This is a genomic window from Parendozoicomonas verongulae (assembly GCF_009711465.1).
In the GTDB taxonomy this organism is placed as follows: domain Bacteria; phylum Pseudomonadota; class Gammaproteobacteria; order Pseudomonadales; family Endozoicomonadaceae; genus Sansalvadorimonas; species Sansalvadorimonas verongulae.
In genome coordinates, this window is sequence record NZ_SMME01000831.1 from 1 (window position 1) to 22,671 (window position 22,671).

Here is a 22,671-nt window from a genome sequence, read left to right on the forward strand (position 1 = left end):
CAGATTTTGATTCATTTTTCACAGATCAGTGAGAGTCGAGCCGGATTAATACAATAGGCGCAATTAACTTTATGTGGAGATTGGTATGAGAATGAAGTATATATTGACTGCTTGCACTTTATTTATGATATGGGCACCCTCACTGAAAGCCAAAGATCACTGTCGTTGGAATGAAGGGAGCAGTTTGAAGTTGGAAGAATTCCTTGAAAGTGCTGAAGACTATCAATACAACATTGACTTTCCGACGCTGAGTAAATTTTATGTCTCCAAATACCCATGTCTAAATATTTTGCCCGACCTGATTAATGCAGGATTAGACTACTCTCTTGATGCTTCTTCCGATATAACTTCTATTTTCAAGAAAGCTGAGATGCGTTACGAGTTAGGTAGTTTTCATGCCGCCGTTGAGTATGCTAAAGCTATTGAAGCAGGTGAAGTTGATTACAATAATTTCCGTTATCACCCCAAGGACAATGGGCAACTACCTGACGAGCCAACCCTTTATTATCTTGCCCAGATACAGCCAATAAATATCGATATTATGGCAGAGGTTCTGGATATTGAAAGGCACAAACTGTTAAGGATTAAAAGACGCTTCCCCTCGAATGTCAGGCTACAGCAGCTGTACTTTTTTAAGCATGTATTAGAGAGCAATGACTACTTACCCTGGGCTGATATTGATATGGCGTATCGGGCCTCTGCAGCTACAGGCCATCATGTTAATCACCCGTGTATTGAGGTTATTATTGTTGATAACTCTTGGGGTGACGACATTCTAAGACTTGAAAGCCAGATTGAAGATCAATTTCAATCTATTAGCAAACAACCTCAAGAATATAAAAAACATTCTGATCTGCATCACCTGCACTTTAACCCTGAGAAAAGCCAAGTCTTTTCTGCGGCGTTGGGCATAATGCCAAAGCATTTAGAAAAACAAGGTGACCTTTCTATTACAGATCATCGCTTGTTTTCCAAGGCTTATAATCAGATACCAAGTTTAAGCTCCCTGCACATTGCAGTGGCAGCACACGTGTCGGGGCAACTTGAAGAATTGAGTGAATACCCTGAATTTCAATGGTATCTGGATAAATATCAGGATATTGCTGTTGTCCCTGTCACGCAACGTACTAACTACCTTGAGGTTCTTCAGAGAGTAAGTGCCTTGCTGTCGCAAATAAAAACTGCTCAAGATGTAAGCAAAGCACTCTAATTCCACAGGCTCTTAAACCAGTCTACAGCGCCTCTGACCGGTGAGTTTACCGCACATGAGGCGCTTTGGCGGGGTTGAGAGCCTTTAATAAACGGCAACGGCATATCATCGTTGCAGCCCTCCCCGCCCAGCAAACCTGACTCCTTATCAATGCTGTAGAAACTCACATCTGGCGATGTGGGTGGCGTTAAAGGCAACAGCGGACGCTTATTCATAAAGTCCGTCCACACCCGTAAGGCACCGGTGCCACCGGTATAACGGGTTGGACCGTTATCATCCCGTCCCATCCAGGCAACGGCCAGTGTATCGCCCGAATAACCGGCAAACCAGCTATCCCGCTTATCATCCGTCGTTCCTGTTTTCCCGGCCAGTCGCAGTGATTTAGATAATGTGTGATACGCCGTACGACCAGTGCCTTCCACCATGGTGCGCTGCATGGCGTAATCAATCAGTTCCACCTGTGCTTTCGGGAAGGCCTGTTCCACCGAGAGGCTGTATTGGCTAAGGGGCTTGTTGTAAGCGTCCAGCACGGCATCTATAGAGCGCAGAGGCAAACGATCTCCGCCGGAAGCCAGTGTCTGATACATGGCTGCTACTTCAATAGGGCTTAACTCCAGGGCACCCAGCAGCAAAGACGGATAAGGCGTTATGGAACGACTCATGCCCATGGCTTTCAAGGTATTCACAACTGCTGGCAGGCCAACATCCATACCCAGCCGCGCTGTAGACTGGTTATAGGATTTCGCCAGAGCCAGATACAGCGGCACATCGCCGTGGGAGCGTTTATCGTAGTTTCTGGGTGACCACTCCTGACCGTTTCTGGCGGTTACAGTAATCGGCGCATCGCTGATTTTTGTAGCAAGGGTGTAATGAGAAGGCTGAGACAACGCCGTCAGGTACACCGCCGGTTTAATCAGGGAACCGATAGGACGACGGGCATCCAGCGCACGGTTAAATCCGGCATAACCGGCATCGCGCCCGCCCACAATCGCCTGCACTTCGCCGGTACGGGACGAGGTAACCACCATAGCAGCTTCCAGTTTGCCCTTTTTTCCAGCCAGCCGGTTGCCCAGTTTTTCCACACTCTCCTGAGCCTGCTGCTGAATAATTGGGTCCATATTGGTGAAGATGCGCAAACCTTCGCTGGTGAGATCACTGTTGCGGTAATCCTGCCGCAGCTGCCGTTTCACCAAGTCGATATAAGCAGGGAAGGCATTCGCGTAGAGCTTCTCGCTGGGTACGACACCCAGGGAACGCTGCTTGGCGCGCTCCACCTCTGCTGAGGTTGCAATGCCGTGTTCGGCGAACATATCCAGCACCAGATCACGGCGGGCTTTGGCGCGCTCTGGGTAACGGCGCGGATTATAAAACGATGGCCCTTTTACCATCCCCACCAGCAGAGCCTGACGGGACAAATCCAGTTCACTGAGGGGGCGGGCAAAGTAAAACTGGCTGGCCAGGGCAAAGCCATGAATGGAGCGCTGTCCCTGCTGACCGAGATACACCTCATTCATATAGGTTTCGAGGATCTGGTCTTTGCTGTAATGCACTTCCAGCAACACAGACATCAGCGCCTCTTCCACCTTGCGGGCAAGGGTTCTCTGGTTACTGAGATAGAAGTTCTTCACCAGCTGCTGAGTCAGAGTACTGCCCCCCTGCACCACACCACCCGCTTTTAAATTCACAACCATGGCACGGGCAATGCCTTTGAGGGAGATGCCCCAGTGCTGGTAAAAGTCACGGTCCTCAACAGTGACCAAACCCTGACTGACAGGCGCAGGTACTTCACCCATTTGAACCAGCACACGATCCTCATAACTGGCGGGATATATGCCGCCCATATGCTGAGGTTCCAGACGCAATACAGAAATGCTCTCACCATCGATGGCTGTCAGGCTGGTGATTTTATTGCCAGCAAAAGTGAGCCGGACTTTCTGGGCATCCCTCGCACCATCAGGAAACACAAAGCCCCGCACATAAATTTCAATGGTATTGCCTGCACGGGAGAAGGTGCCGGGGCGGCTTATGCGCTGCACGGGCTGGTAGCCCTGCCGTTTCAGCTGGGCTTGCAGGGTATCGGCTCGGAGAGTCAGCCCATCGTACAGCTCCACCGGCCGCGCATAGACCTTGGCGGGAATCGCCCACTTCTTACCATCAAAGGTTTGCGTGATGATACCATCGAGGTAAATCATCCAGGCCCCCAGCACAACCATGCCAGTCAGGCCCAGTTTAAAGATCAGCCCCCAGGAAGGAAGGAAGCGCCGAAGGCTGCTTTTGCTGCTCTTGTTTTTTCGGGGTTTTCGCCGTGGCGACGCAGATTTTTTGGTGGAGGATCGTTTCGTCATGACGCGATTATCTGGCTCGGGAACCTCTCACGTCAAATGAGTGACAACTCTTTGACCTTTCTTCTTATATTCTTCGTCTATCATTACAGTGTTGATAATGACTAACTGTTCTATCTGTATGCAAAAGGATTTGCTTTGATGGAGCTGATTGAGATGAAGAACCTCGGTAAGACCTCTGTACAGTGGTTAAACGCCGTAGGTATTCACAGCCCTGAACAATTGAAACAAGCCGGAGCCGCGGCAGCTTATCGCAAGGTAAAAGCCCGCGGCTTTCGCGTGTCCAAAGTTCTGCTGTACGCACTGGAAGGTGCCCTGCTTGATACTCACTGGAGTGAACTTTCCCAGGAGCATAAAGACAGGCTCTTAAAGGACGTCGAGAACCCTCCCGAATAAAGCACACGGCCCAGTGTGCTTCACATGAAAAAAACCGGGATAAAAATTTGCAAACACAAATGAGAACGATTAGTATTTGCAACAGCTGGCTGACTACCAGCTGTGATGTTTACCAGTAGCGGCACCCCAAGACCAAAACTGGCAAATATCTTCTCATCAGGCAATTCACGGCATTCCTCCCCGGTACCTACCGGGGATTTTTTTGCCTGTTAAAAAGAGAGGATTATTGGTACATCAACCACCAGATAACGATAACCACCAGACCGGGCAGAAAGAAGCCCACCAGTGCACCCGATTCCCTATCTCCCCCACGCTTCTCAGCCACATTCCCCAGCCACCAGGTCAGGCCAAGCCAGACAGCTCCACCCAACACAATACCTGCCCAGTGCAATAGCGACAGTTCAAATAAGAATGCCAATAAGTCCATAGAGTCCCCTAATTTGAATACTTCTTGATTTCATGGGTCTGGGCACAAAAGCCCCTCCAAGTATGGCAAAGAGACGCCATCTCGCAGGAAGTTCGACTAAAGGAGGGGAAAAGGGTTCAACAGCCCCAAAATGGAGCTGTTGAGGATGGAAAATAAGACGGGATCAGGGCTTTTTCATACGGGAACGGAACATTTCACAATAGTCAGGGCGCTCAACCCCGTCGGTCATCCAGACAATATCGTATTTGTTCTCCAGATTTTCGCCCTCGTTGCCGGTCCGCTCTACCATACCGAGAGAAGTCAACTTAGCGTACGGTGCTGCCCCCTTCACAAATCTGGGAACGCCGATGTCTTTTCTTGCGTGCCAGCTGCCAGCCAGCAGCACGACACCTTTCTTGCGAGCCGTCATGCTGGATGCCATGCGGGCATCCCGTGACAGCTGTACACGGAGCATGGATTCTTCGCGGGGGCGATCGACGTAGCCGCAGTGTGAATCGCGGAACTGCTGGCGATGAATGGCCAGCCCTTCAGGGCCAAGCAACTCTGTACCCACCCGGTTGGGCTTCTCTCGTACGCTCTTGAGTTCGTTTTCATCAAGATTGGCAGCCTGCAGGGGAATGCCTTCCGATACAACCCAGGACACAATGGGGCCGTACAAATTCCAGTCCCAGCCCTTCTGCCACTGCAGCACCTGCTCAAGACCGTAAAAATCATCAATTTTACGTTCGATCGCCATATCCACATCGGCCTGCTGAGAGGGTGTGATCATCTCCATAGACACCTGCTTCAGCCAACCACGCTTATGCAGCTCCTTGAGAATCTCGAGCTGAAGATTGTGATGCTCAGGGTTGTCATGACGCTCACCAAGAATGATGTAATCAGACTTCACCAGCTCATCAACCAGTGCGTCTACTGATCCATTAATAGCGGTTCCATCCACAGTTGCCGTGTTATACACCGGCATCGTGTCCTTTGACTGGGGAAGCTGCGTATGGGCGCAACCCGCCGCAAGCGATAACAAAGCAGCGCTTAACAATACGCCGACTTTCCGAGCATTCATGCAATCACTCCTGGAGAAATATTCTTAATTGGGGTTATCGACCAGCACATCTGATCAAGCAGCCACCACCAGAGGGTAGCCGTTTACCGGATGAGGAATAATGCATACATCAATATCCAGAAGCTCTTTGAGCAGAGCTGGTTTGAGTACATCGTGGGGTGTCCCTTCAGCACGTACCTGCCCGTTACACAGCATCACCAGACGATCAGAGTACTGGCTGGCAAGGTTCAAGTCGTGGAGGATCACAACCACTGCAACATTGTGGCGAGCAAACTCACGGGCAATACGCAGAGTCTGGTGCTGATGGGCAGGGTCAAGAGCTGACGTTGGCTCATCCAGCAGCAACAGGCGCGGGCCAAGGCTGCTTGACGAAGATTGGGGTTCCGTCCAGATCTGAGTCAGCACCCGCGCCAGATGTACGCGCTGCTTTTCACCGCCGGAGAGTGTTGTGTAATTACGCTCCTTCAGGTGCAGAGCATCCACTTTTTCCAGGGCTTTATGCACAATAGCGGCATTCTCTTCACGGCCGGTACTGCACGGAGAGCGGCCTAACAAAACCACTTCACCCACAGCAAAAGGAAAGTTCAGGGAGGAGGACTGGGGAAGAATCCCCAGCATGAGAGCACGCTCACCTAAATCCCAGTCATTAACAGGTTTGCCGTTGAAGATAACGTCGCCACCATCGGCGGGCATTTCATCGGTCACCACTTTAAACAGAGTGGACTTTCCCGCACCGTTCGGCCCCAGCAAGGCAACTACCTCACCGGGTCTGGCTGTGAATGACACGTTATCCAGAAGAAGGCGACCGCTACGACGCACAGATACGCCGTTCACATCAAGGCTGATATTGTTTCCAGTTTTCATGATCAGGCTCCGCTATCAACCGATTCTGCTGCGCTGTTTCAACAGCAAAGACATAAAGAAGGGCGCACCCAGCAGTGCTGTCACAATACCGATAGGCAGCTCTGCAGGCGATACAACAACACGGGCAATCACATCAGCCAGCAACAGCAGAGAGGCACCCAGCAATGCAGAGGCTGGCAAGAGGAAGCGGTGATCAGGGCCAATGGTCATACGCACAAGGTGAGGAACAACCAGCCCCACAAACCCAATCATGCCAGAAACCGATACCGACACACCGATACCAAGCGCCGTGAGAACAATCAGCCGTACTTTCAGCTTCTGGATGTTGTGCCCGAGGTGGCGGGCTTCGGATTCGCCCAGCAACAGCGCATTAAGCCCTTTTGCCTGACTCATCAAAGCGGCCTGAATCACCACCAGCACAGGAATAATCACCGTCAGCTGCTCCCAGGTGGCTCCCCCAAGGCTGCCCATCTGCCAGAAGGTGAGGTTACGGAGCATGGTGTCGTCGGCGATATAGTTCAAAGTGCCCATACCAGCACCGCTCAGTGCACCAATCGCAATACCCGCCAGCAGCATGGTAGCCACAGAGGAGCCGTTCGCTGTGGTGCCGATTTTATAAACCGCCAGCGTCGCACCAAAGCCACCAAGGAATGCCAGAAACGGAACGGTATAAACCTGCAGAGTAGAAACCAGGGCAACGGGCAACAGACCAGTGAGAACAATCCCCACACCGGCACCTAACGCTGCACCACTGGACACACCGATAATGCTGGGGTCTGCCAGAGGATTACGGAACAAGCCCTGCATGGCACCACCGCAAATCGCCAGAGTACTGCCAACCAGCACACCCAAAACAGTACGCGGCATACGAATCACTTCCACAACCAGCCATGCCTGTGCATGGGATTGTGCATCTGGAACGTGAATACCGAACCAGCTTTTCAGCAAGGCAACAAAACTATCCAGACCAACCGGCACTGCACCAGTGACGATCGACAGCACCATAATTAAAGGCAGCAATACTGCAAGTACTGCAGTCAACAAACGCGCCCTGTTTTCTCTGTTCATTAGTTCTTCGCTACTGCCGTTGTGTTATCAGAACCATACATTTGGGTCGCCAGCTTCAGTGCGGCGTCCCCTACTCGTGGGCCAAGGCCGCTCATAATAACACTCCCGTCAATCGTGAGAACGCGACTATCACGGCCAGCCGGGGTTGCCTGAAGACCGGGCATACGCTGGAGCACCGCTGCCGGAGAACCTTCCTGATGCAGCGTGGCAGAACTTACGATAATCAGGTCTGGCGACATCATAAGAAGGGATTCGGCAGAGACTGGCTTGTAACCGGTAAAGTTGGCCTTGGCTGGGTTCACACCACCAGCCAGCTCAATCAGGGTATTAGCTGCTGTATCATTACCCGCCAACATAGCCGTGCCGGTATGGGCCATCATGAAAATCACTTTGAGCGGCTTTTTATCTTTGGATACGGCTTTGGCCTGTTCGAGTGTTTTCTGGGTACTGGCCCACAGTTCATTACCTGCGTCCTGCTGTCCGAGTGCGGTGGAGAGTTGCTCTATTCGCTGCCCCAGACTTTCAAGGCTATAGCCACCGGGGAGAACCGTGACTTCCACACCGGCTTTTTTCACCTGCTCCAGAACAATGGATGGCCCCATGTCCTCGGTACCAATCAAACGACTCGGCTTTAAAGACAACAAACCTTCGGAGGACAACCCCCGGTAGTAACCCACCTTTGGCAACTTGCTGGCGCTAACAGGTATACGACTACTGGTGTCTGTTGCAATAACCTGCTCACCCTGATGAAGAGCGTAAACAATTTCTGTTACGCCCGGGCCAATAGTCACAATACGTTCGCTGGCAAAGCTCGCTACAGGCAGACACAAAGCTGCGAGTGTCAGAGCCTTCATTACCTTTCTTTTTATAAACATGGGTCTTACTCCGTAGAACTCTTTTCCATCTGAATACTTGCCGCAGGCCACTGCTGGGCCTGAAGGAAACTCAAAAGCTGTACCAGTCGCTCCATGGGAGCGTTGCGGTCGCCAGCAATAATGACACTTTGATTCGGGTCAGCCTTATGTGCTGCCAACAAGGCCTGAGACAGTTGTTCCCAGCTTTGAAACTCTTTCCCGTCCAGCGCCCAGCCGCCGCTTTCGTTAAAGACATTCACCGCCAGAGTGTTTGGTTCTTCCACAACCTCTGCCTGCTCAGCCCCCATGGTGGGAAGATCCACAGGCAGTGCCAGTGGTGCCACATTGACACTGAGCATCAGGAACACCATGACAATAAATATGACATCCAGCATCGGTGTAAGATCTGGCAGTAGCGAAGGCTGGGCCGTATCGTCATTGGCAATCCTGATCATGCGACAGCCTTTTTACGCATAATGGCCACATTGGATGGAGCCGGTTTGCGCACTTCAGGCTCCGTAGCATCCACGCCTTCAATCATCAGATTGACGTGGTTAAGTACAAATTCGAGACGGCTCATATAACGATTTGCCCACAGAGTAAAACCATGACTGGCAGCAAGAGAAGGAATGGCAATCCCGAGGCCATAAGCCGTGGTGTACATGGCTGCCCACAGGCCATCGGCCAGCACAGCCGGGGTGACCGGCCCACCGCTGGCGGCCATGCCCTGAAACATCATAATCATGCCGAGCACTGTACCGAGCAGGCCAATCATCGGGCTCAACATGCCAATCAGCATCAGAAAACGCAGGCCCGCATGCATACGCTGCCGATGCTTCAACAGCCAGAGGCCAGCCACTTCTTCCCGCATGTCTTTCGAACTGGACGCGTGATTCATCAGCACGCCAACCCCTTGATGCAGGCAATGCTTCTGACCACAGTAGCGCGCGGCCTGCTCGGAGCTGCGGCAGTTTCCGCAACCCTGATTCTGCAACTCGACAAAAAGTTTTTTCACCCGTGCTTTGCCCATGCCAGGCTGCAAGGTGTACGTCACCAGTCGTTCTAAAATCAGCGCCAGCGCAATCACCGACAGCCCCACCAGGGGAATAGCCATTGCGCCCAACTGTTCATAAAACTGCGATAACATTGTCTTCTCCTGCCAGCTTTCGCCCGGCTAGCTTCTGCGTAAGTTGAAATGAACGGGTACGCGCACTTTGGAAAGCACAGCCTTACCGCCAACAATTCTGGGTTTCAGTTCCCAGCTCATCACCGCCTGTACAGCGGCACGGTCCAGCAACGGAAAGCCCGAGGATTCATAAATTTCTACGTTCTGTGTTTTGCCATCTTCATCCACCAACGCCTCGACATAAGCCGTGCCTTGCTGGTTACGTCGCCTTGCCTGCCGCGGATACGTAGGAGGCCTTGGGGGAGACAGGAAAGATGGCTCGGTAATTACCGGAATTTCGTTTAAGCCGGGAGCCTGAGATTCCACTTTTGCAGAGGCCACCATTTCCGGCTGGCTCTCCTGCTGTTGTGGCTCTTTTGGTGGCTGTTCTTCCTGTTCGACAACTTCTTCTTTTTTCGGCTCGACAGGCTTTGGCTCTGGTTCTACTTTTTGAGCGGGCTTTGGCTTGGGTTTAATAACAGGTTCTGGCTTCTTCTCGATCACCGGTTTCGGTTCAGGCTTAGGTTTTGGCCTCTCCTGCACGGGTTCAACCGCAGTCTGTTGCACAGTAGAAAAGCTCAGTGTCACTGGTGCCGCAATTGAGCCTGTATTGATTTTCTTCTGGCTCTGATCAGGATTTAAAAACGCATAAGCCACACCAACATGCACAGCAATAGAAAGCGCCACGAGGCTTCCAAACTTAATGGCACCCTTGTTGAAAAATTGCGTAGACATTGTTGATCGTTTCACGGCGGCTTATGCAAACGTCCAGACAATTTCCTACAGAAAATGCCGGGCTATGAAATTGGTTTCGGGGAAATTAACACAAATGAGAATGATTTGCATTTGATTTAAATCAATCATATATTCGCTCCCCGCTAGCGACTCGAACATAACTAGAACAACACCAAAACACGGGAATATAACAATGAAATTCCGGGGAGCACCCTTGTCTGTCGCTATTGCGGCAGCGTTAAGCGCCAACGTATTTGCAGAAAGCCAGGCCACTCAATACGACAATGCCACTCTGCTGAACCAAGTGACAGTGACTGCTACACGCACCGAAAAGTCGCTGAAAGATGTTCCCCATACTGTTTCAATCATTGATGCAGAAAGCATTGAAACAGACATGGCAAACAACATTCGCGACCTGATTCAGTATGAACCAGGTGTAGAGGTGGGCAGCGATGATCGCTTTGGCCTGAAGGGTTTTAATATTCGCGGATTGTCCGAGGACAGAGTCAAGATTCTGCTGGATGGTGTGGATCAGATGAACACCTTTGACAGCTCCGGCCCCTTCCTTCGCTCCCACCGGGATTTTATTGATATTGATTCACTCAAATCCGTTGAGATTGTGAAGGGTCCTGGCTCTACATTGTATGGCAGTGATGCTCTGGGCGGTGTAGTTGCTTTCACCACCAAAGATGCTGCTGACTTCCTGAGCTTAGAAGGCGATGAAAACTATTTCTCTGTAAAATCCGCCTACTCCAGTAAAGATGAAGGCTTTACTGAGAATCTGACTTTCGCCAATCGCAACGGTAAGTTGGAGAGCCTACTGTCCTATACGCGTCGTGACAGTAAAGAGACCAAAAATTTTAGCGGTGCAAATATTCAGGGCACAGAGCGCGGCCGACCAAATTCAAGTGATAACAGCTCTAACAATATCCTTGGAAAAATCAGTTATCAGTTAAACAAAGTCCACACTGTAAAGTTGACTGCAGATTATCTTGATCAAAATTCCAAGTCTGATATGGAGAAGTCAGCTTCTCTACCAGATCACTCAGACGACAGTAAAAAACGAAAGCGTGTCACTGTCGCCCATGAGTGGTTTGTAGACTCCCACCTCGTCGATAACATAGATACCCAGCTGACCTGGCAGGAAACAGAAACCAATCAGATTACTTATACTTACGGTTCCACAAATCGGGAAAAAGACTACACATTTACTCAGGGTGGCCTGCAGTTCAGCACTCAATTTCAGAAAGCGCTTTCCTTTGGTGCAACGGATCATCAGTTAACCTGGGGCTTTTCTGCCGAGAAAGAAAGTGTAAACAACAAAAATGTAACTACTCTGCTAGATACTGGCGTTGTGCTTCCACCTGACGAACCTCACCAACCAGCTCGTTATGCACCAAAGGTTGAAAGAAAAGCACTTGGCATATTCCTTCAAGACGAAATCAGCCTGCTGGATGATCAGCTCTCTCTAATCCCTGGTGTACGTTATGACACATACAAAATTTCCCCGGAAACCGATGAGCTCTACGCCATAGAACAAAAAGCCAGCAAAGACAGTGCTGCAACAGCCAAACTTGGCAGTGTTTACAACATAAACGACACTGTTTCCATTTTTGCCCAGTACAGTCAGGGTTTCCGCGGTCCAACTCTGGAGGAAATTTACTACTCTTTCGAAAACCTGTTTGGTCCAAGCACCGTTCCAGGTATAAAACCGGGTTATGCAGCACTGTCCAATCCAGATCTAAAGCCTGAAACCAGTGATTCCTGGGAGCTAGGCCTACGCCTCTCCAACATTAACGGATCTGCTGAAGTCACCGGCTTTTATAACAACTACAGGAACTTCATCGAAAACCAGCCTGTTGATAACTCTGGTTACCAGTTCGGTGCAACACGAAACGAAAACGTTTCCAGAGCACGCATCAAAGGTATAGAGCTTCGTGGTGAAATCTGGCTTGACCAATTGATAGGAGCTCCAACGGGTATGTCTTTCAAAACAGCCATAGCTTACACCAAGGGGGAGAACCTGGAAAAAGGCACGCCACTGGAAAGCATTTCTCCCATGAAAGGTTTATTTGGCTTGGCTTACGACAGCCCGGAAGAAGACTTTGGTGGAGCTCTGAACTGGACACTTTCTAAAGGCAAGAAACAGAGCGACATCGAAAACAGTAAAAGGTTTGAAACCTCCGGTTATGGTATTGTGGATCTGACCACCTACTACAAGCTCCTTGAAAACCTCACTCTGCGAGCCGGTTTATTCAATATTACCGACAAGGAATACTGGCTTTGGGAAGATGTGCGCACTTTGTCGAAAAGTGGCCGGTCACCAGTATCTCCCTCTGCTTATAACGCCTTCTCCCAGCCTGGCCGCAACTTCAGCATGAGCGCCAAATACGCGTTCTGATTCAGGCTCGCCTCAGCCTCTCCCGATTCAGGGAGAGGCGCCTCTTCTTCATGCAGAACCTTGCCGTTATACTCCCCGCAAAACACCAACAAATCAGCAGGAGCCAAAATGCACAAGCTGTGCGCTATAAACGATATTGCCGAGCCCGGCAGCAAGGGGTTCGACAGCACCCCAAAAGGCCCGGTGTTTGCGGTACGTTTTGACGGGCAAGTATTTGTCTATGCCAACACCTGTCCACATTTAGGTATCAATCTGGAGTGGCAGCCGGATCAGTTTCTTGATCAGGAAGATCGTATGATTCAGTGCTGTACCCATGGTGCGCTGTTTCGTATTGAAGATGGCGAATGTCTGGCAGGCCCCTGCGTCGGTGATGCGCTCACCGCGATTCCTCATCATGTAAAAAACGGTGAACTGTTTCTCGCGGATTAGTGTTCGATTCCGGCAGCTTGAGTGGCTGCACGACGGATACCAGACCATTCACGTGCAGCTCCAAAGCAATCTGCAACAGGCGGCCAAGGTCACCTTTTGGCATACCTTTTTTAGAGAACCACAGCAGGTACTCTTCTGGCAGATCAATCAGCACCCGCCCTTTGTATTTGCCAAAGGGCATGGGCATTCTGGCCAACCGAAGCAGGTCTTCTTTCTCAAACATCATCCACCTTCAAAGTCAGCGGGCGATCCAGAACAATTTCCTCGGGAGTGATTGAGCTGCCCCACACAAGCACTTCCACACCTGCCGCCATAGCCTGACGCAGGGCTTTGCCGTAGGCAGGGTCGATGCTATCTGCAGGGCTCACCACTTCAATACCCGTGTGTTGCACGCAGAAGAGCAGTACGGCCCGATGGCCTTCCTCCACCATTGCTTCCAGCTCTCGCAGGTGCTTTTGGCCTCGGGTGGTCACGGCATCCGGGAATTCGCCAAAGCCATTATTGGTCGCCAGAGTGACGCTTTTGACTTCTATATAACAGTCCGGCTTTTCCCCGTCCGAGAGCAGCAGATCAATACGGCTGTTTTCCTCTCCGTATTTCACTTCCCGCTTCAGTGTTTTGTAACCGGTCAGTTCAGGGATTGTCTGGCTTTCGATGGCTTCCTGCACAAGTGCGTTCGCCCTACCAGTATTTACACAAGCCAAAGACATTTTTTCTGAATCCCCATATTTCACGGGAATTTCCACCAGCTCCCAAGTGCAGGGCAGCTTTCGTTTTGGATTCTTGGAATCCGAAAACCAGATCCGCGCATTTTCCGGCTGACAGTTTTTCATCGAGCCAGTGTTAGGACAGTGAATAGTTATCTCTTTACCGTCAGAAAGAGCAATATCTGTCAAAAAACGCTTGTATCGCCTAAGTAAATTACCGCTCTGCAGGGAGGGATTGAAGCGCATATATTCCTCTTACGATATGAAAACATCATTTTTAATGCGAATTTACACTAAAGCTATTACAGACTCTTTCCAAGGTGTAGCTAGATTCTTATAGATGTGGTGGCTTTTTGAACTCAGGGAATTTGAGGTAGCATCCTGTGTCGGGTTCTGGTAGCTTCTCGGCTCCTTGGCAGTTTGTATTTATGGGGCGTACGGAACGTTTTCGCCCCACAGCCAATCCCGGGAGCCATTAGGGCGATAGTATCCCGCAGGACGAGACTTGGATAGCAACGGGGCTGTAAGCATGTCAGCACAAAACAAGCCAGAGAACGGCAACCTCCTCAAAACCTTCGAACCATACAAGGAAAAGAAGGGCGAGGAATATATGAGTGATCGCCAGGTCGAGCACTTTACCCAGATTCTGCAAGACTGGAAAAACCAGTTGATGGTAGAAGTTGACCGAACTGTGAACCACATGCAGGACGAAGCAGCCAACTTCCCGGATCCCGCAGATCGTGCCAGCCAGGAAGAAGAATTCAGCCTGGAGCTGCGCACTCGTGATCGCGAGCGTAAGCTTATCAAAAAAATTGAAAAAACCCTGGGGCGCCTGGAAGAAGGCGATTACGGTTTCTGCGACGGTTGCGGTGTTGAAATCGGCATTCGTCGTCTGGAAGCACGCCCAACAGCAACCTTGTGCATCGACTGCAAGACTCTTGCAGAGATCAAGGAAAAGCAGCTGGGTCACTAACGCCCCACTATGTCTGCATGCTCTACCGGCCGCTACACGGGGCGCTTTGCCCCGTCTCCTACCGGCCCGCTCCACTTCGGTTCCCTCACAGCTGCACTGGCCAGTTATCTGGATGCCAGAGCAGCTGGCGGTGACTGGCTGGTTCGTATCGAAGATATCGACCCACCCCGAGAACAACCCGGTTCGGCAGACCTTATTCTCAAAGCCTTAGAGATTTATGGGCTGCACTGGGACGGTGAGGTTCTTTATCAACACACCCGGCTTGATGCCTACAGGGAGGCACTCGCACAGTTGAAAGAAAGCCAGCTGGCCTACCCCTGTACCTGCACCCGCAGGCAACTTGCCGAATATCGCCCCTCTTACCCGGGATTCTGCCGTCCCAAAACAGGCACACCAGATGTTCCCCACGCCATACGCTTTAATGCTCAGGATCAGGACATCACTTTCCCAGATCGCATTCAAAATACGCAAAGCTTTGCCATGAAGGAACTTGGGGATTTTGTGATCTTCCGGAAAGACGGCCTGTTCGCCTACCAGCTGGCCGTAACAGTGGATGATGAATATCAGGGTGTGACCGACATTGTGCGCGGTATCGATCTGATCGACTCTACCCCCCGCCAAATCACTCTGCAAAAGGCACTGGGATTCCCACCTCCCCGCTATGCTCACCTGCCAGTGATTACCAACGAATTTGGGGATAAACTCAGCAAGCAGAACAAAGCGGCAGCACTACCACTGGAAAACCCTCAACCAATTCTCTTCAAAGCAATGACTGCCATCGGCCTGCCTGTGGATACTCACGTTCGCGATGCTTCCCATGCGGATATGCTGCAGTGGGCCATTAAGCATTGGAAGATAAACAGGCTTCAAAATCAGGAAGCCATCCCCGAAGCTCAACTCTCAGTGATATAAGTACCCAAACTATTGCTTTCGCATAGCCTGGATACTTGGGTGGAAGAAATCTCTTCTACTGACTAATCTCCCTGCGCCACCTGATAAATAAGCTGAGAATATAAAAATTGATTGGCAATGGATGGGCCCGGTCTTTCCGGCTGCAAGTTATACTTTTTCGGATTCTGATTCTAATTACCATGGCTTTACCGAACACCTCAACTGGTGGAACGGAAAAAGGACGCCGCCCCCTTCTTTTAACTCCCGCTGCAGGTTCGTCATCAAGCAATATCCTACCGTCTGTGAATGGTGATTCGTCTGGTAAAACACTACAACCGCCGGAGCTTAAGGAAACAGAACAGCAAACAGCAGGCTCATTATGTATTGCTGCGTCCCGGGTGCTGTATCAGCAAGCACTGATAGATAACTATGTTGTGCAAATCAAAGACGGTGAGATTCTAAAAGTCTTCCCTAAAGCCCATCACCTATGGGAGCAGAGTTGTGACCAGAAAGAAGAATATGAAGGCATTCTCGCTCCGGGATTTATTGATATTCATATCCACGGAGCCAACGGCAGAGATGTGATGGATATTCTGGACAAGCCCGACGCCCTCGAAACTATCTCTACGTACTTACCAAAAGAGGGCGTAACCAGCTGGTACCCCACCACAACCAGTGCCCCAACAGAAGAACTCGCAAGCATTCTTGCCAGTATTGCTTCACATGCTGCAAACCAGCCAGCTCAAGAGGCGGCTATTGTCGGTATTCATATGGAAGGGCCTTTTATCAGTGCAGATAAAAAAGGCTGTCACCCTTCTGCCAGCCTTCGTTCGATTTCGATCACGGAAATGGAAACCTGGAAACTCAGCGCAGGCAACCTGCTGCGTGTTGTGACGTTCGCTCCGGAACTTGAGCACAGCGATGATCTTATCCAGTGGTGTAAAACCAACAATGTTGTCGCATCCATTGGCCACTCCAACGCCAGCCAGAAGGATATTCTGGATGCTATCGATCAGGGCGCTAAGATGGGCACCCACCTCTTTAACGCCATGTCGATGCCATCCAGCCGTGACAGTCGAGCGGTACTCACCATTCTCAACTCAGACAAACTGGCTTTTGAGATTATTGTGGACGGCCACCACCTCAGTCACATCAATGTTGAACTGGCGTGGAAGCTCAGCAAAGATCATCCGGAACGGTTCGTTCTTATCACAGACGCCATGAGCGCCAAAGGCGTGGAAAACATCGAAGGTGCTTACACGCTTGGCAAAGACATTCCTGTCATCATTCGCGATGGCAAAGCCCTTCGGGCTGATGAAAAAGAAGAGGTTCTGGCAGGCAGCATTGCCACTATGCCACAGGCTGTGCGCATCATGTATAAGGTTGCCCGCTGCACACTCGCCCGTGCATTACTGGCTGGCAGTTATCACCCGGCCCTGTCCATGGGTCTGACAACTAAGGGACTTCTGGAACCGAAATACGACGCCGACATGGTACTTCTGCGTGACGAAATAGAACTCAAAGATGAATTGCGAGTCATGGCTACATGGCGTGCCGGCCAACGCATATTCACCTCGCCGGACCTTCGTTAAACCACAAAGCCCCACCAACAAATTGCGCAACATACCTATAAGCCGGTAATATCCATCCTACCTGTTATTACTTACAGGCATGTCGTGGAGAACCTGTATGTACCTTCACCGGCTTGTCCTTCTACTGGTCATCGGTATTTATCTTTTTTCACCCGCCATTCTCGAGTGGTGGATTGACTCTCCGGAAGGCTGGTACCGCCCCTGGCTGCTCTGGCTGATTTTGATTATGGCTGCGTATTTGCTGCAGCCCGGAGGAAGTCGAAATGACTCTTGAGCTTAGCCAGCTCGCAACGTACAGCATTGTCTATTTGTCTCTCCTCTTTGGTGCTGCATGGCTGACAGACCAAGGCTGGATACCTCGCCGGATTACCTCTCACCCTCTGGTGTACACTCTTGCGCTCGGCGTCTATACCAGTGCCTGGGCGTTTTACGGCACGGTTGGTATCGCACATCAATATGGTTTTGTTTTTCTCGCTTACTACCTGGGAATATGCGGCGCCTTTATGCTCGCCCCAGTGCTGCTGTCACCGCTTCTACGCATCACGCGGGATTATCAGCTCACCTCTCTGGCTGACCTTTTCGCCTTCCGGTTCCGCAGCGCATCCGCAGGCACAATAACCGCCATTATTATGCTGCTGGCTATGCTGCCTATGGTTGCCATGCAGATTCAGGCGGTGGCCGACTCCGTTCACATTCTTACCCGTGAAGGCTCCCAGGAAGAGCTGGCCTTTGGCTTCTGCCTCATCATTATTCTGTTTACCATGGCGTTCGGTACACGACGTATATCCAACCGCGAGAAACACCATGGGCTGGTGTTTGCTATCGCATTGGAGTCCATTGTCAAAGTGATTGCCATGATAGCCATGGCCGCCTTTATTGTGTTCCATGTGTTTGAAGGGCCGCAGAATCTGCAGGACTGGCTCACCACTAACAAGGAAGCTCTCGCTACTCTGCGCATCTCTCTGGACGACGGTCCCTGGCGCACCATGTTACTGATTTTCTTCGCTGCTGCTGTGGTGATGCCGGATATGTTCCATATGACATTTGCAGAGAATCAGGATCCCAAAACCCTTAACAGCGCAAGCTGGGGGTTGCCTCTTTATCTGCTGATTATGAGCCTCCCCATTCCTCTGATTCTCTGGGCCGGGCTGGCACTGCAGGTGGGCACAACACCGGAGTACTTCGCACTTGGCATCGGGCTGGAGCTTGATCAGACATGGTTGTCGCTACTCATTTATGTGGGTGCCATGTCTGGTGCCAGTGGTTTGATTATCATCACCACACTGGCACTGTCTGCAATGGCCGTGAATCATCTTATTCTGCCGTTCTACCAGCCACCCACCAGTGTCAATATTTACCGCTGGCTGAGTTGGACGAAGCGAGCCCTTATCGCCAGCATGATTCTGGCCTCCTACGGTTTCTACCGTATGCTGGAAGCGGAGCAGGATCTTACAACTCTCGCCATCGTCTCCTTTGTGGCCAGCCTTCAGTTTTTGCCAGGGGTGCTGTCCACCATTTACTGGCCTTTGGCCAATCGTCGTGGTTTTAATGCCGGGTTGATATGCGGTTCTGTGGTCTGGTTTGTCACCATGCTTATGCCTCTGCTGTTGTCGGAAGACATGCTCACTATCTGGGATTACAGTATTCCTGTTGAAGACAACAACTGGCATACCTCGGCCCTGATATCCCTGTCAGTTAACATTCTTGCTTTGGTGATTGTCAGCCTGCTTACCAAACGCTCACCGGAAGAAGAACACGCGGCTGAAATTTGCTCGATTCAGGCATTAGGCCGCCCAGCCCGACGAAGCCTTACAGCGACATCACCCAAGGATTTTCAGGAACGCCTTACCCGCCCACTGGGTTCCTATACAGCACAGAGGGAGGTTGTTCAGGCCTTAAAGGATCTGGATATGCCACGGGATGAAAGGCGCCCCTACGCCCTGCGTCGTTTACGGGACAGAATGGAAGCCAATCTCTCCGGCCTTATGGGGCCCAGCGTTGCGCGAGATATTATCAACCGCTACCTGCCCTACGAACACGACAGTGCCGGTATAGCTGACATTAACTTTGTAGAAAGTCAGGTGGAGGAGTACCAGCACCGGCTCACAGGTCTGGCCGCCGAGCTGGACAGATTGCGCCGCTATCACCGCCAGACTCTCCAGAAGCTGCCCATGGCAATCTGCTCTCTGGGAAGTGACGGCGAGATTCTGATGTGGAACCAGACTATGACAGTCATCACCGGTATTCCCGGCAGTGCGATGGTCGGTTCACGGCTGGCCAGCTTGCCTACACCCTGGCGGCAATTACTCAGTGAATTTGCCTCCGACAATCACATTTCCCGGGAACGCCGCCAGCTAATGATTGGCGGACAAAACAGAACCCTGAATCTTCACAAGGCACGCATTGATGATGACAACGGCACCGTAATTATGGTGGAAGATCAGACCGACGCACATCTGCTGGAACAGAAGCTGATTCACAGTGAACGGCTGGCATCTATCGGACAACTGGCGGCAGGTGTCGCCCATGAAATTGGTAATCCGGTCACAGGTGTGGATTGTCTTGCGCAGGAGCTGCGCAACTTTTCTCAGGAAGATGATACCAAAGAGATTGCAGAACAGATTCTTGAGCAAACCAAGCGTATCGCCAGGATTCTGCATTCGTTGATTAACTTTGCTCACAGCGGTCAGTCCTCGGAACAGGGGGCGGTAGAACCTGTCAGCCTTTACCGTTGCACCAGTGAAGCAGCCAGTCTGCTGGCGCTCAACAAAAACAATCGTGGTGTTCGTTTTATTAATAACTGTGAACAGGATGACCACGTTACCGGTGACAGTCAAAAGCTGACACAGGTACTGATCAACCTGCTCAGTAACTCTCGTGATGCTTCGCCCGACAACGCCATTGTCACAATCAATACCTTGATTGAAGAACACACAATTACGTTGGAAGTCACTGATCAGGGCAGTGGCATTTCAGAAGAACATCAAAAGCGCATGTTCGAACCATTCTTCACCACCAAAGAAGCGGGCAAAGGCACCGGCCTTGGCATGGCACTTGTTTACAGCATTGTTGAAGAACACTTTGGTACAATCACTGTTCGCTCTCCGGTTGATGAGGAGAACAACACAGGAACCTGTATCAGCATTAGCCTGCCGCGGCACCTGGCAGACATAGATTCACCACAATTGCAGATAGCTGAAGAAGCTGTTCTGTAATCTGATATGACGGGACACAGGGGAAATTCCATGGGACTCGGAAAGATTCTTGTTGTAGAAGACGAACCAGTTATTCGTTCATCGCTTCGTCGTCTGCTTACCCGCAACGATTACGAAGTAACGGAGGCAGAATCCGTTGATGATGCCTGCCAAAACGATCTGGCTTCTTTCGATCTGATCATTTCCGATCTGCGCCTGCCTGGCGAACCGGGCACCGCTTTGATCCAGAAATCAGAACACACACCGGTTCTGATTATGACCAGCTATGCCAGCCTGCGTTCGGCAGTGGATTCCATGAAAATGGGCGCAGTGGATTACATCGCCAAGCCCTTTGATCATGATGACATGCTCAAAGCCGTGGCCGACACTATCAGCCGCCAAGAGGCAGCTGCCAAAAAGCCAGAACCTGCCGCACCGACGATAAACAACAATGAGAGCGATGCAAACCCGGCAGGCATCATCGGTCAGTGCGATGCAATGATGACCTTGTTCAGCCGTATTCGCCGTGTTGCTCCCACTGAAGCGACAGTCCTCGTTTTGGGTGAGTCTGGCACAGGTAAAGAACTGGTCGCCAAAGCTCTCCATGACGCCAGCCGCCGGGATGATAAGCCTCTGATTTCAGTGAACTGTGCAGCGATTCCGGAAACACTGATTGAATCGGAGCTGTTTGGTCACGAGAAAGGAGCATTCACCGGAGCCACCACTACCCGCAACGGTTTGATTGAGGCTGCTGATGGCGGCACGCTGTTCCTTGATGAAATCGGTGAGCTGCCCCTCGAAGCCCAGGCTCGTTTGCTGCGTGTTCTGCAGGAAGGAGAAATTCGTCGTGTGGGTTCTGTAGAGTCCCGCAAAGTGAATGTACGACTGATTGCCGCAACCCACCGAAACCTCAAGAAGATGGCCAGTGAAGGCCAGTTCCGGGAAGACCTTTACTACCGTTTGAATGTTGTGGAACTGAACCTGCCGCCACTCCGTGATCGCGGACAGGACATCACTCTGCTCGCCGAAGCCCTGCTGGAAAAAACCACCGCTAAGATGGGCACTGGTTCCATGCTGCTTTCCCCCGAAGCTCTGGTGGCTATCAGCCGCCACCCATGGCCAGGCAATGTACGCGAGCTGGAAAATGCCATCGAGCGCGCAGTTATTCTCAGCGAAGATGATATGGTCACCCCCGACCTGCTGGGCCTGGAGAACGCTTCTATCGCCTCTGCGAAGCCATCAATCAATTCGTCAGCACAGTCGCAGGCGCTGCAGGATGATAGTGATAGCGAACTCTCCATGGAAGACTACTTCCTGCGTTTCGTACTCGAACACCAGAACCAGATGAACGAAACCCAGCTGGCACGCAAACTTGGCATCAGCCGAAAGTGCCTGTGGGAACGCAGAAAGCGTTTGGGCATTCCTCGCAAAGAAGCTGTGTAACGACTCTTCAACGCATATCCGGTCAGCTCTTCTACAATTAAGAAATTGAAAAGAGTGACCGGAGATTTCGCCGTGTTGTTTCATAAGGATTTGAAACAGTTCATCACAATATTCTGCATTCCCTTTGTATCGGCATGGGTGTCTTTGCATGCTCATGGTAACGATGCCATGATGGCCATACCTCAGGAACAAATGCAGCAGCCAGCCCCAAACACAGCCGAGAGCATTTGCCAGAGAATGCGTATGCACCGGCAAATGGATATCAACCGAAACCCTGACTTAAAACTTTTGGTTCCCCTGCGTAAAAGCAGCGATGCCAACTGCTTCAGCCCTGCTGAGAACCTTTACTTTGTCAGTCTGATTGTGGCCCAGAAAGAGCTGGGCACCAATGCCCCCTGGTACCAAACTACGGGGGATGACAATAAAGAGAAAGCCCGGTTGGCCTGCGATCTAATGGGCTACGACTCCGAACCCCTCACCATGTCGATGGAGGAGTGCATTGCCGCCCGCTACGACGAGATGATGCACTCTTACAACAACGAATATCGCACGGAAACCACCGATTACATTCTGAAAAGAAATACCAGGGGTGAAGAGCTGGTTAATCAGTGTGTAACAGCTTTCTATCAAAACCTTCACCAGTTACCCAAACAAATTCAGTTTCCTCTGGCCTACTACGACCGGAAACTACACTCCTACCCTGACTGGTACGTGGAAAACCGTATTCACGATAATGACTGGCTGATGAGTATGCAGAAGACCATGGCCAGCCAGGTGATCAGCGAAGCCCTTCAGGAACAGTGCCCCGGAGATATGATCTGGTGGCTGTATATCTCTACCTGATCACGACATACCGGGTTGCCTGCCAAACTGTCTCTATTGAGACCTGAGTGTTAATATGTCCGTTTTCCATGCATCGA

At 51.1% G+C, this 22,671-nt stretch carries 22 protein-coding genes; 11 read left to right on the forward strand and 11 right to left on the reverse strand.

The genetic code is table 11. From position 1 onward, the window contains the following. The first annotated feature begins 85 nt into the window (after positions 1–85). A complete protein-coding gene (locus tag E1189_RS11545; protein WP_155160485.1) occupies positions 86–1,210 on the forward strand; it encodes a hypothetical protein in 1,125 nt (374 codons plus the stop codon). Here the strand turns inward: E1189_RS11545 and mrcB are convergent. Beyond that, positions 1,207–3,555, reverse strand: coding sequence for a penicillin-binding protein 1B (gene mrcB, locus E1189_RS11550; RefSeq protein WP_155160486.1), 2,349 nt, complete (start codon positions 3,553–3,555; stop codon positions 1,207–1,209). The genes E1189_RS11545 and mrcB overlap by 4 nt on opposite strands. Positions 3,556–3,693: 138 nt before the next feature. Between mrcB and E1189_RS11555 the strand changes: the two genes are divergently transcribed. Beyond that, positions 3,694–3,948: a TfoX/Sxy family protein gene (locus E1189_RS11555; RefSeq protein WP_155160487.1), complete on the forward strand. Its 255-nt coding sequence runs from the start codon at positions 3,694–3,696 to the stop codon at positions 3,946–3,948. A gap of 223 nt (positions 3,949–4,171) precedes the next feature. On the opposite strand, the gene E1189_RS11560 is transcribed toward E1189_RS11555, so the two are convergent. The 8 genes from E1189_RS11560 to E1189_RS11595 form a co-directional block, all read right to left on the reverse strand. After that, the gene (locus E1189_RS11560) at positions 4,172–4,375 is read right to left on the reverse strand and encodes a hypothetical protein (protein WP_155160488.1); all 204 of its coding nucleotides are present in this window, start codon (positions 4,373–4,375) and stop codon (positions 4,172–4,174) included. A 163-nt stretch (positions 4,376–4,538) separates the two neighbouring features. Further along, a complete protein-coding gene (locus E1189_RS11565) occupies positions 4,539–5,435 on the reverse strand; it encodes a ChaN family lipoprotein (RefSeq protein ID WP_155160489.1) in 897 nt (298 codons plus the stop codon). 54 nt (positions 5,436–5,489) lie between these two features. Further along, positions 5,490–6,299: a heme ABC transporter ATP-binding protein gene (locus tag E1189_RS11570; RefSeq protein WP_155160490.1), complete on the reverse strand. Its 810-nt coding sequence runs from the start codon at positions 6,297–6,299 to the stop codon at positions 5,490–5,492. 15 nt (positions 6,300–6,314) lie between these two features. Next, complete coding sequence (locus E1189_RS11575; protein ID WP_230460343.1) at positions 6,315–7,340, reverse strand: FecCD family ABC transporter permease; 1,026 nt, start codon at positions 7,338–7,340, stop codon at positions 6,315–6,317. A 26-nt stretch (positions 7,341–7,366) separates the two neighbouring features. After that, complete coding sequence (locus E1189_RS11580) at positions 7,367–8,242, reverse strand: heme/hemin ABC transporter substrate-binding protein (RefSeq protein WP_155160492.1); 876 nt, start codon at positions 8,240–8,242, stop codon at positions 7,367–7,369. A 5-nt stretch (positions 8,243–8,247) separates the two neighbouring features. Beyond that, positions 8,248–8,676, reverse strand: coding sequence for an ExbD/TolR family protein (locus E1189_RS11585; RefSeq protein ID WP_155160493.1), 429 nt, complete (start codon positions 8,674–8,676; stop codon positions 8,248–8,250). Continuing rightward, positions 8,673–9,368: a MotA/TolQ/ExbB proton channel family protein gene (locus E1189_RS11590; RefSeq protein WP_155160494.1), complete on the reverse strand. Its 696-nt coding sequence runs from the start codon at positions 9,366–9,368 to the stop codon at positions 8,673–8,675. Before E1189_RS11590 ends, E1189_RS11585 begins: the two co-directional genes overlap by 4 nt. Positions 9,369–9,395: 27 nt before the next feature. Next, positions 9,396–10,121, reverse strand: a complete 726-nt coding sequence (locus tag E1189_RS11595; protein ID WP_155160495.1) for an energy transducer TonB — start codon at positions 10,119–10,121, stop codon at positions 9,396–9,398. Between the two features lie 193 nt (positions 10,122–10,314). Here E1189_RS11595 and E1189_RS11600 point away from each other — a divergent pair, with 193 nt between their 5' ends. Together E1189_RS11600 and E1189_RS11605 are read left to right on the forward strand one after the other, a co-directional pair. Beyond that, complete coding sequence (locus E1189_RS11600) at positions 10,315–12,522, forward strand: TonB-dependent hemoglobin/transferrin/lactoferrin family receptor (RefSeq protein WP_155160496.1); 2,208 nt, start codon at positions 10,315–10,317, stop codon at positions 12,520–12,522. Between the two features lie 108 nt (positions 12,523–12,630). Continuing rightward, entirely contained in the window at positions 12,631–12,951 is a 321-nt protein-coding gene (locus E1189_RS11605; RefSeq protein WP_155160497.1) for a Rieske (2Fe-2S) protein, read from the forward strand. Here the strand turns inward: E1189_RS11605 and E1189_RS11610 are convergent. After that, positions 12,899–13,177 carry a DUF3820 family protein gene (locus tag E1189_RS11610; protein WP_329602002.1) on the reverse strand — a complete coding sequence of 93 codons (279 nt, stop codon included), beginning with the start codon at positions 13,175–13,177 and terminating at the stop codon, positions 12,899–12,901. The genes E1189_RS11605 and E1189_RS11610 overlap by 53 nt on opposite strands. Further along, positions 13,167–13,904 carry a DNA/RNA nuclease SfsA gene (gene sfsA, locus E1189_RS11615; RefSeq protein ID WP_155160498.1) on the reverse strand — a complete coding sequence of 246 codons (738 nt, stop codon included), beginning with the start codon at positions 13,902–13,904 and terminating at the stop codon, positions 13,167–13,169. Before sfsA ends, E1189_RS11610 begins: the two co-directional genes overlap by 11 nt. A gap of 283 nt (positions 13,905–14,187) precedes the next feature. Here sfsA and dksA point away from each other — a divergent pair, with 283 nt between their 5' ends. The 7 genes from dksA to E1189_RS11645 all read left to right on the forward strand — a co-directional run bounded on the left by dksA (position 14,188) and on the right by E1189_RS11645 (position 22,594). Further along, entirely contained in the window at positions 14,188–14,631 is a 444-nt protein-coding gene (gene dksA, locus E1189_RS11620; RefSeq protein ID WP_155160499.1) for an RNA polymerase-binding protein DksA, read from the forward strand. A gap of 9 nt (positions 14,632–14,640) precedes the next feature. Next, positions 14,641–15,543 carry a tRNA glutamyl-Q(34) synthetase GluQRS gene (gene gluQRS, locus E1189_RS11625; RefSeq protein WP_155160500.1) on the forward strand — a complete coding sequence of 301 codons (903 nt, stop codon included), beginning with the start codon at positions 14,641–14,643 and terminating at the stop codon, positions 15,541–15,543. Between the two features lie 281 nt (positions 15,544–15,824). Then, positions 15,825–17,114: an N-acetylglucosamine-6-phosphate deacetylase gene (gene nagA / locus E1189_RS11630; protein ID WP_196221388.1), complete on the forward strand. Its 1,290-nt coding sequence runs from the start codon at positions 15,825–15,827 to the stop codon at positions 17,112–17,114. Between the two features lie 97 nt (positions 17,115–17,211). Then, positions 17,212–17,388 carry a hypothetical protein gene (locus E1189_RS23895; protein WP_196221389.1) on the forward strand — a complete coding sequence of 59 codons (177 nt, stop codon included), beginning with the start codon at positions 17,212–17,214 and terminating at the stop codon, positions 17,386–17,388. Beyond that, complete coding sequence (locus E1189_RS11635; protein ID WP_155160502.1) at positions 17,378–20,329, forward strand: sensor histidine kinase; 2,952 nt, start codon at positions 17,378–17,380, stop codon at positions 20,327–20,329. Before E1189_RS23895 ends, E1189_RS11635 begins: the two co-directional genes overlap by 11 nt. Before the next feature lie 30 nt (positions 20,330–20,359). After that, a complete protein-coding gene (locus E1189_RS11640; protein WP_155160503.1) occupies positions 20,360–21,751 on the forward strand; it encodes a sigma-54-dependent transcriptional regulator in 1,392 nt (463 codons plus the stop codon). 72 nt (positions 21,752–21,823) lie between these two features. Further along, positions 21,824–22,594 carry a hypothetical protein gene (locus E1189_RS11645; RefSeq protein WP_155160504.1) on the forward strand — a complete coding sequence of 257 codons (771 nt, stop codon included), beginning with the start codon at positions 21,824–21,826 and terminating at the stop codon, positions 22,592–22,594. Positions 22,595–22,671 lie beyond the last annotated feature (77 nt).

Excerpts from the sequence above, each read along its gene's own strand:
- E1189_RS11545 (WP_155160485.1), top strand. The coding sequence starts at position 86 with ATGAGAATGAAGTATATATTGACTGCTTGCACTTTATTTATGATATGG.
- mrcB (WP_155160486.1), bottom strand. The coding sequence starts at position 3,555 with ATGACGAAACGATCCTCCACCAAAAAATCTGCGTCGCCACGGCGAAAA.
- E1189_RS11555 (WP_155160487.1), top strand. The coding sequence starts at position 3,694 with ATGGAGCTGATTGAGATGAAGAACCTCGGTAAGACCTCTGTACAGTGG.
- E1189_RS11560 (WP_155160488.1), bottom strand. The coding sequence starts at position 4,375 with ATGGACTTATTGGCATTCTTATTTGAACTGTCGCTATTGCACTGGGCA.
- E1189_RS11565 (WP_155160489.1), bottom strand. The coding sequence starts at position 5,435 with ATGAATGCTCGGAAAGTCGGCGTATTGTTAAGCGCTGCTTTGTTATCG.
- E1189_RS11570 (WP_155160490.1), bottom strand. The coding sequence starts at position 6,299 with ATGAAAACTGGAAACAATATCAGCCTTGATGTGAACGGCGTATCTGTG.
- E1189_RS11580 (WP_155160492.1), bottom strand. The coding sequence starts at position 8,242 with ATGTTTATAAAAAGAAAGGTAATGAAGGCTCTGACACTCGCAGCTTTG.
- E1189_RS11585 (WP_155160493.1), bottom strand. The coding sequence starts at position 8,676 with ATGATCAGGATTGCCAATGACGATACGGCCCAGCCTTCGCTACTGCCA.
- E1189_RS11590 (WP_155160494.1), bottom strand. The coding sequence starts at position 9,368 with ATGTTATCGCAGTTTTATGAACAGTTGGGCGCAATGGCTATTCCCCTG.
- E1189_RS11595 (WP_155160495.1), bottom strand. The coding sequence starts at position 10,121 with ATGTCTACGCAATTTTTCAACAAGGGTGCCATTAAGTTTGGAAGCCTC.
- E1189_RS11600 (WP_155160496.1), top strand. The coding sequence starts at position 10,315 with ATGAAATTCCGGGGAGCACCCTTGTCTGTCGCTATTGCGGCAGCGTTA.
- E1189_RS11605 (WP_155160497.1), top strand. The coding sequence starts at position 12,631 with ATGCACAAGCTGTGCGCTATAAACGATATTGCCGAGCCCGGCAGCAAG.
- E1189_RS11610 (WP_329602002.1), bottom strand. The coding sequence starts at position 13,177 with ATGATGTTTGAGAAAGAAGACCTGCTTCGGTTGGCCAGAATGCCCATG.
- sfsA (WP_155160498.1), bottom strand. The coding sequence starts at position 13,904 with ATGCGCTTCAATCCCTCCCTGCAGAGCGGTAATTTACTTAGGCGATAC.
- dksA (WP_155160499.1), top strand. The coding sequence starts at position 14,188 with ATGTCAGCACAAAACAAGCCAGAGAACGGCAACCTCCTCAAAACCTTC.
- gluQRS (WP_155160500.1), top strand. The coding sequence starts at position 14,641 with ATGTCTGCATGCTCTACCGGCCGCTACACGGGGCGCTTTGCCCCGTCT.
- E1189_RS23895 (WP_196221389.1), top strand. The coding sequence starts at position 17,212 with ATGTACCTTCACCGGCTTGTCCTTCTACTGGTCATCGGTATTTATCTT.
- E1189_RS11635 (WP_155160502.1), top strand. The coding sequence starts at position 17,378 with ATGACTCTTGAGCTTAGCCAGCTCGCAACGTACAGCATTGTCTATTTG.
- E1189_RS11640 (WP_155160503.1), top strand. The coding sequence starts at position 20,360 with ATGGGACTCGGAAAGATTCTTGTTGTAGAAGACGAACCAGTTATTCGT.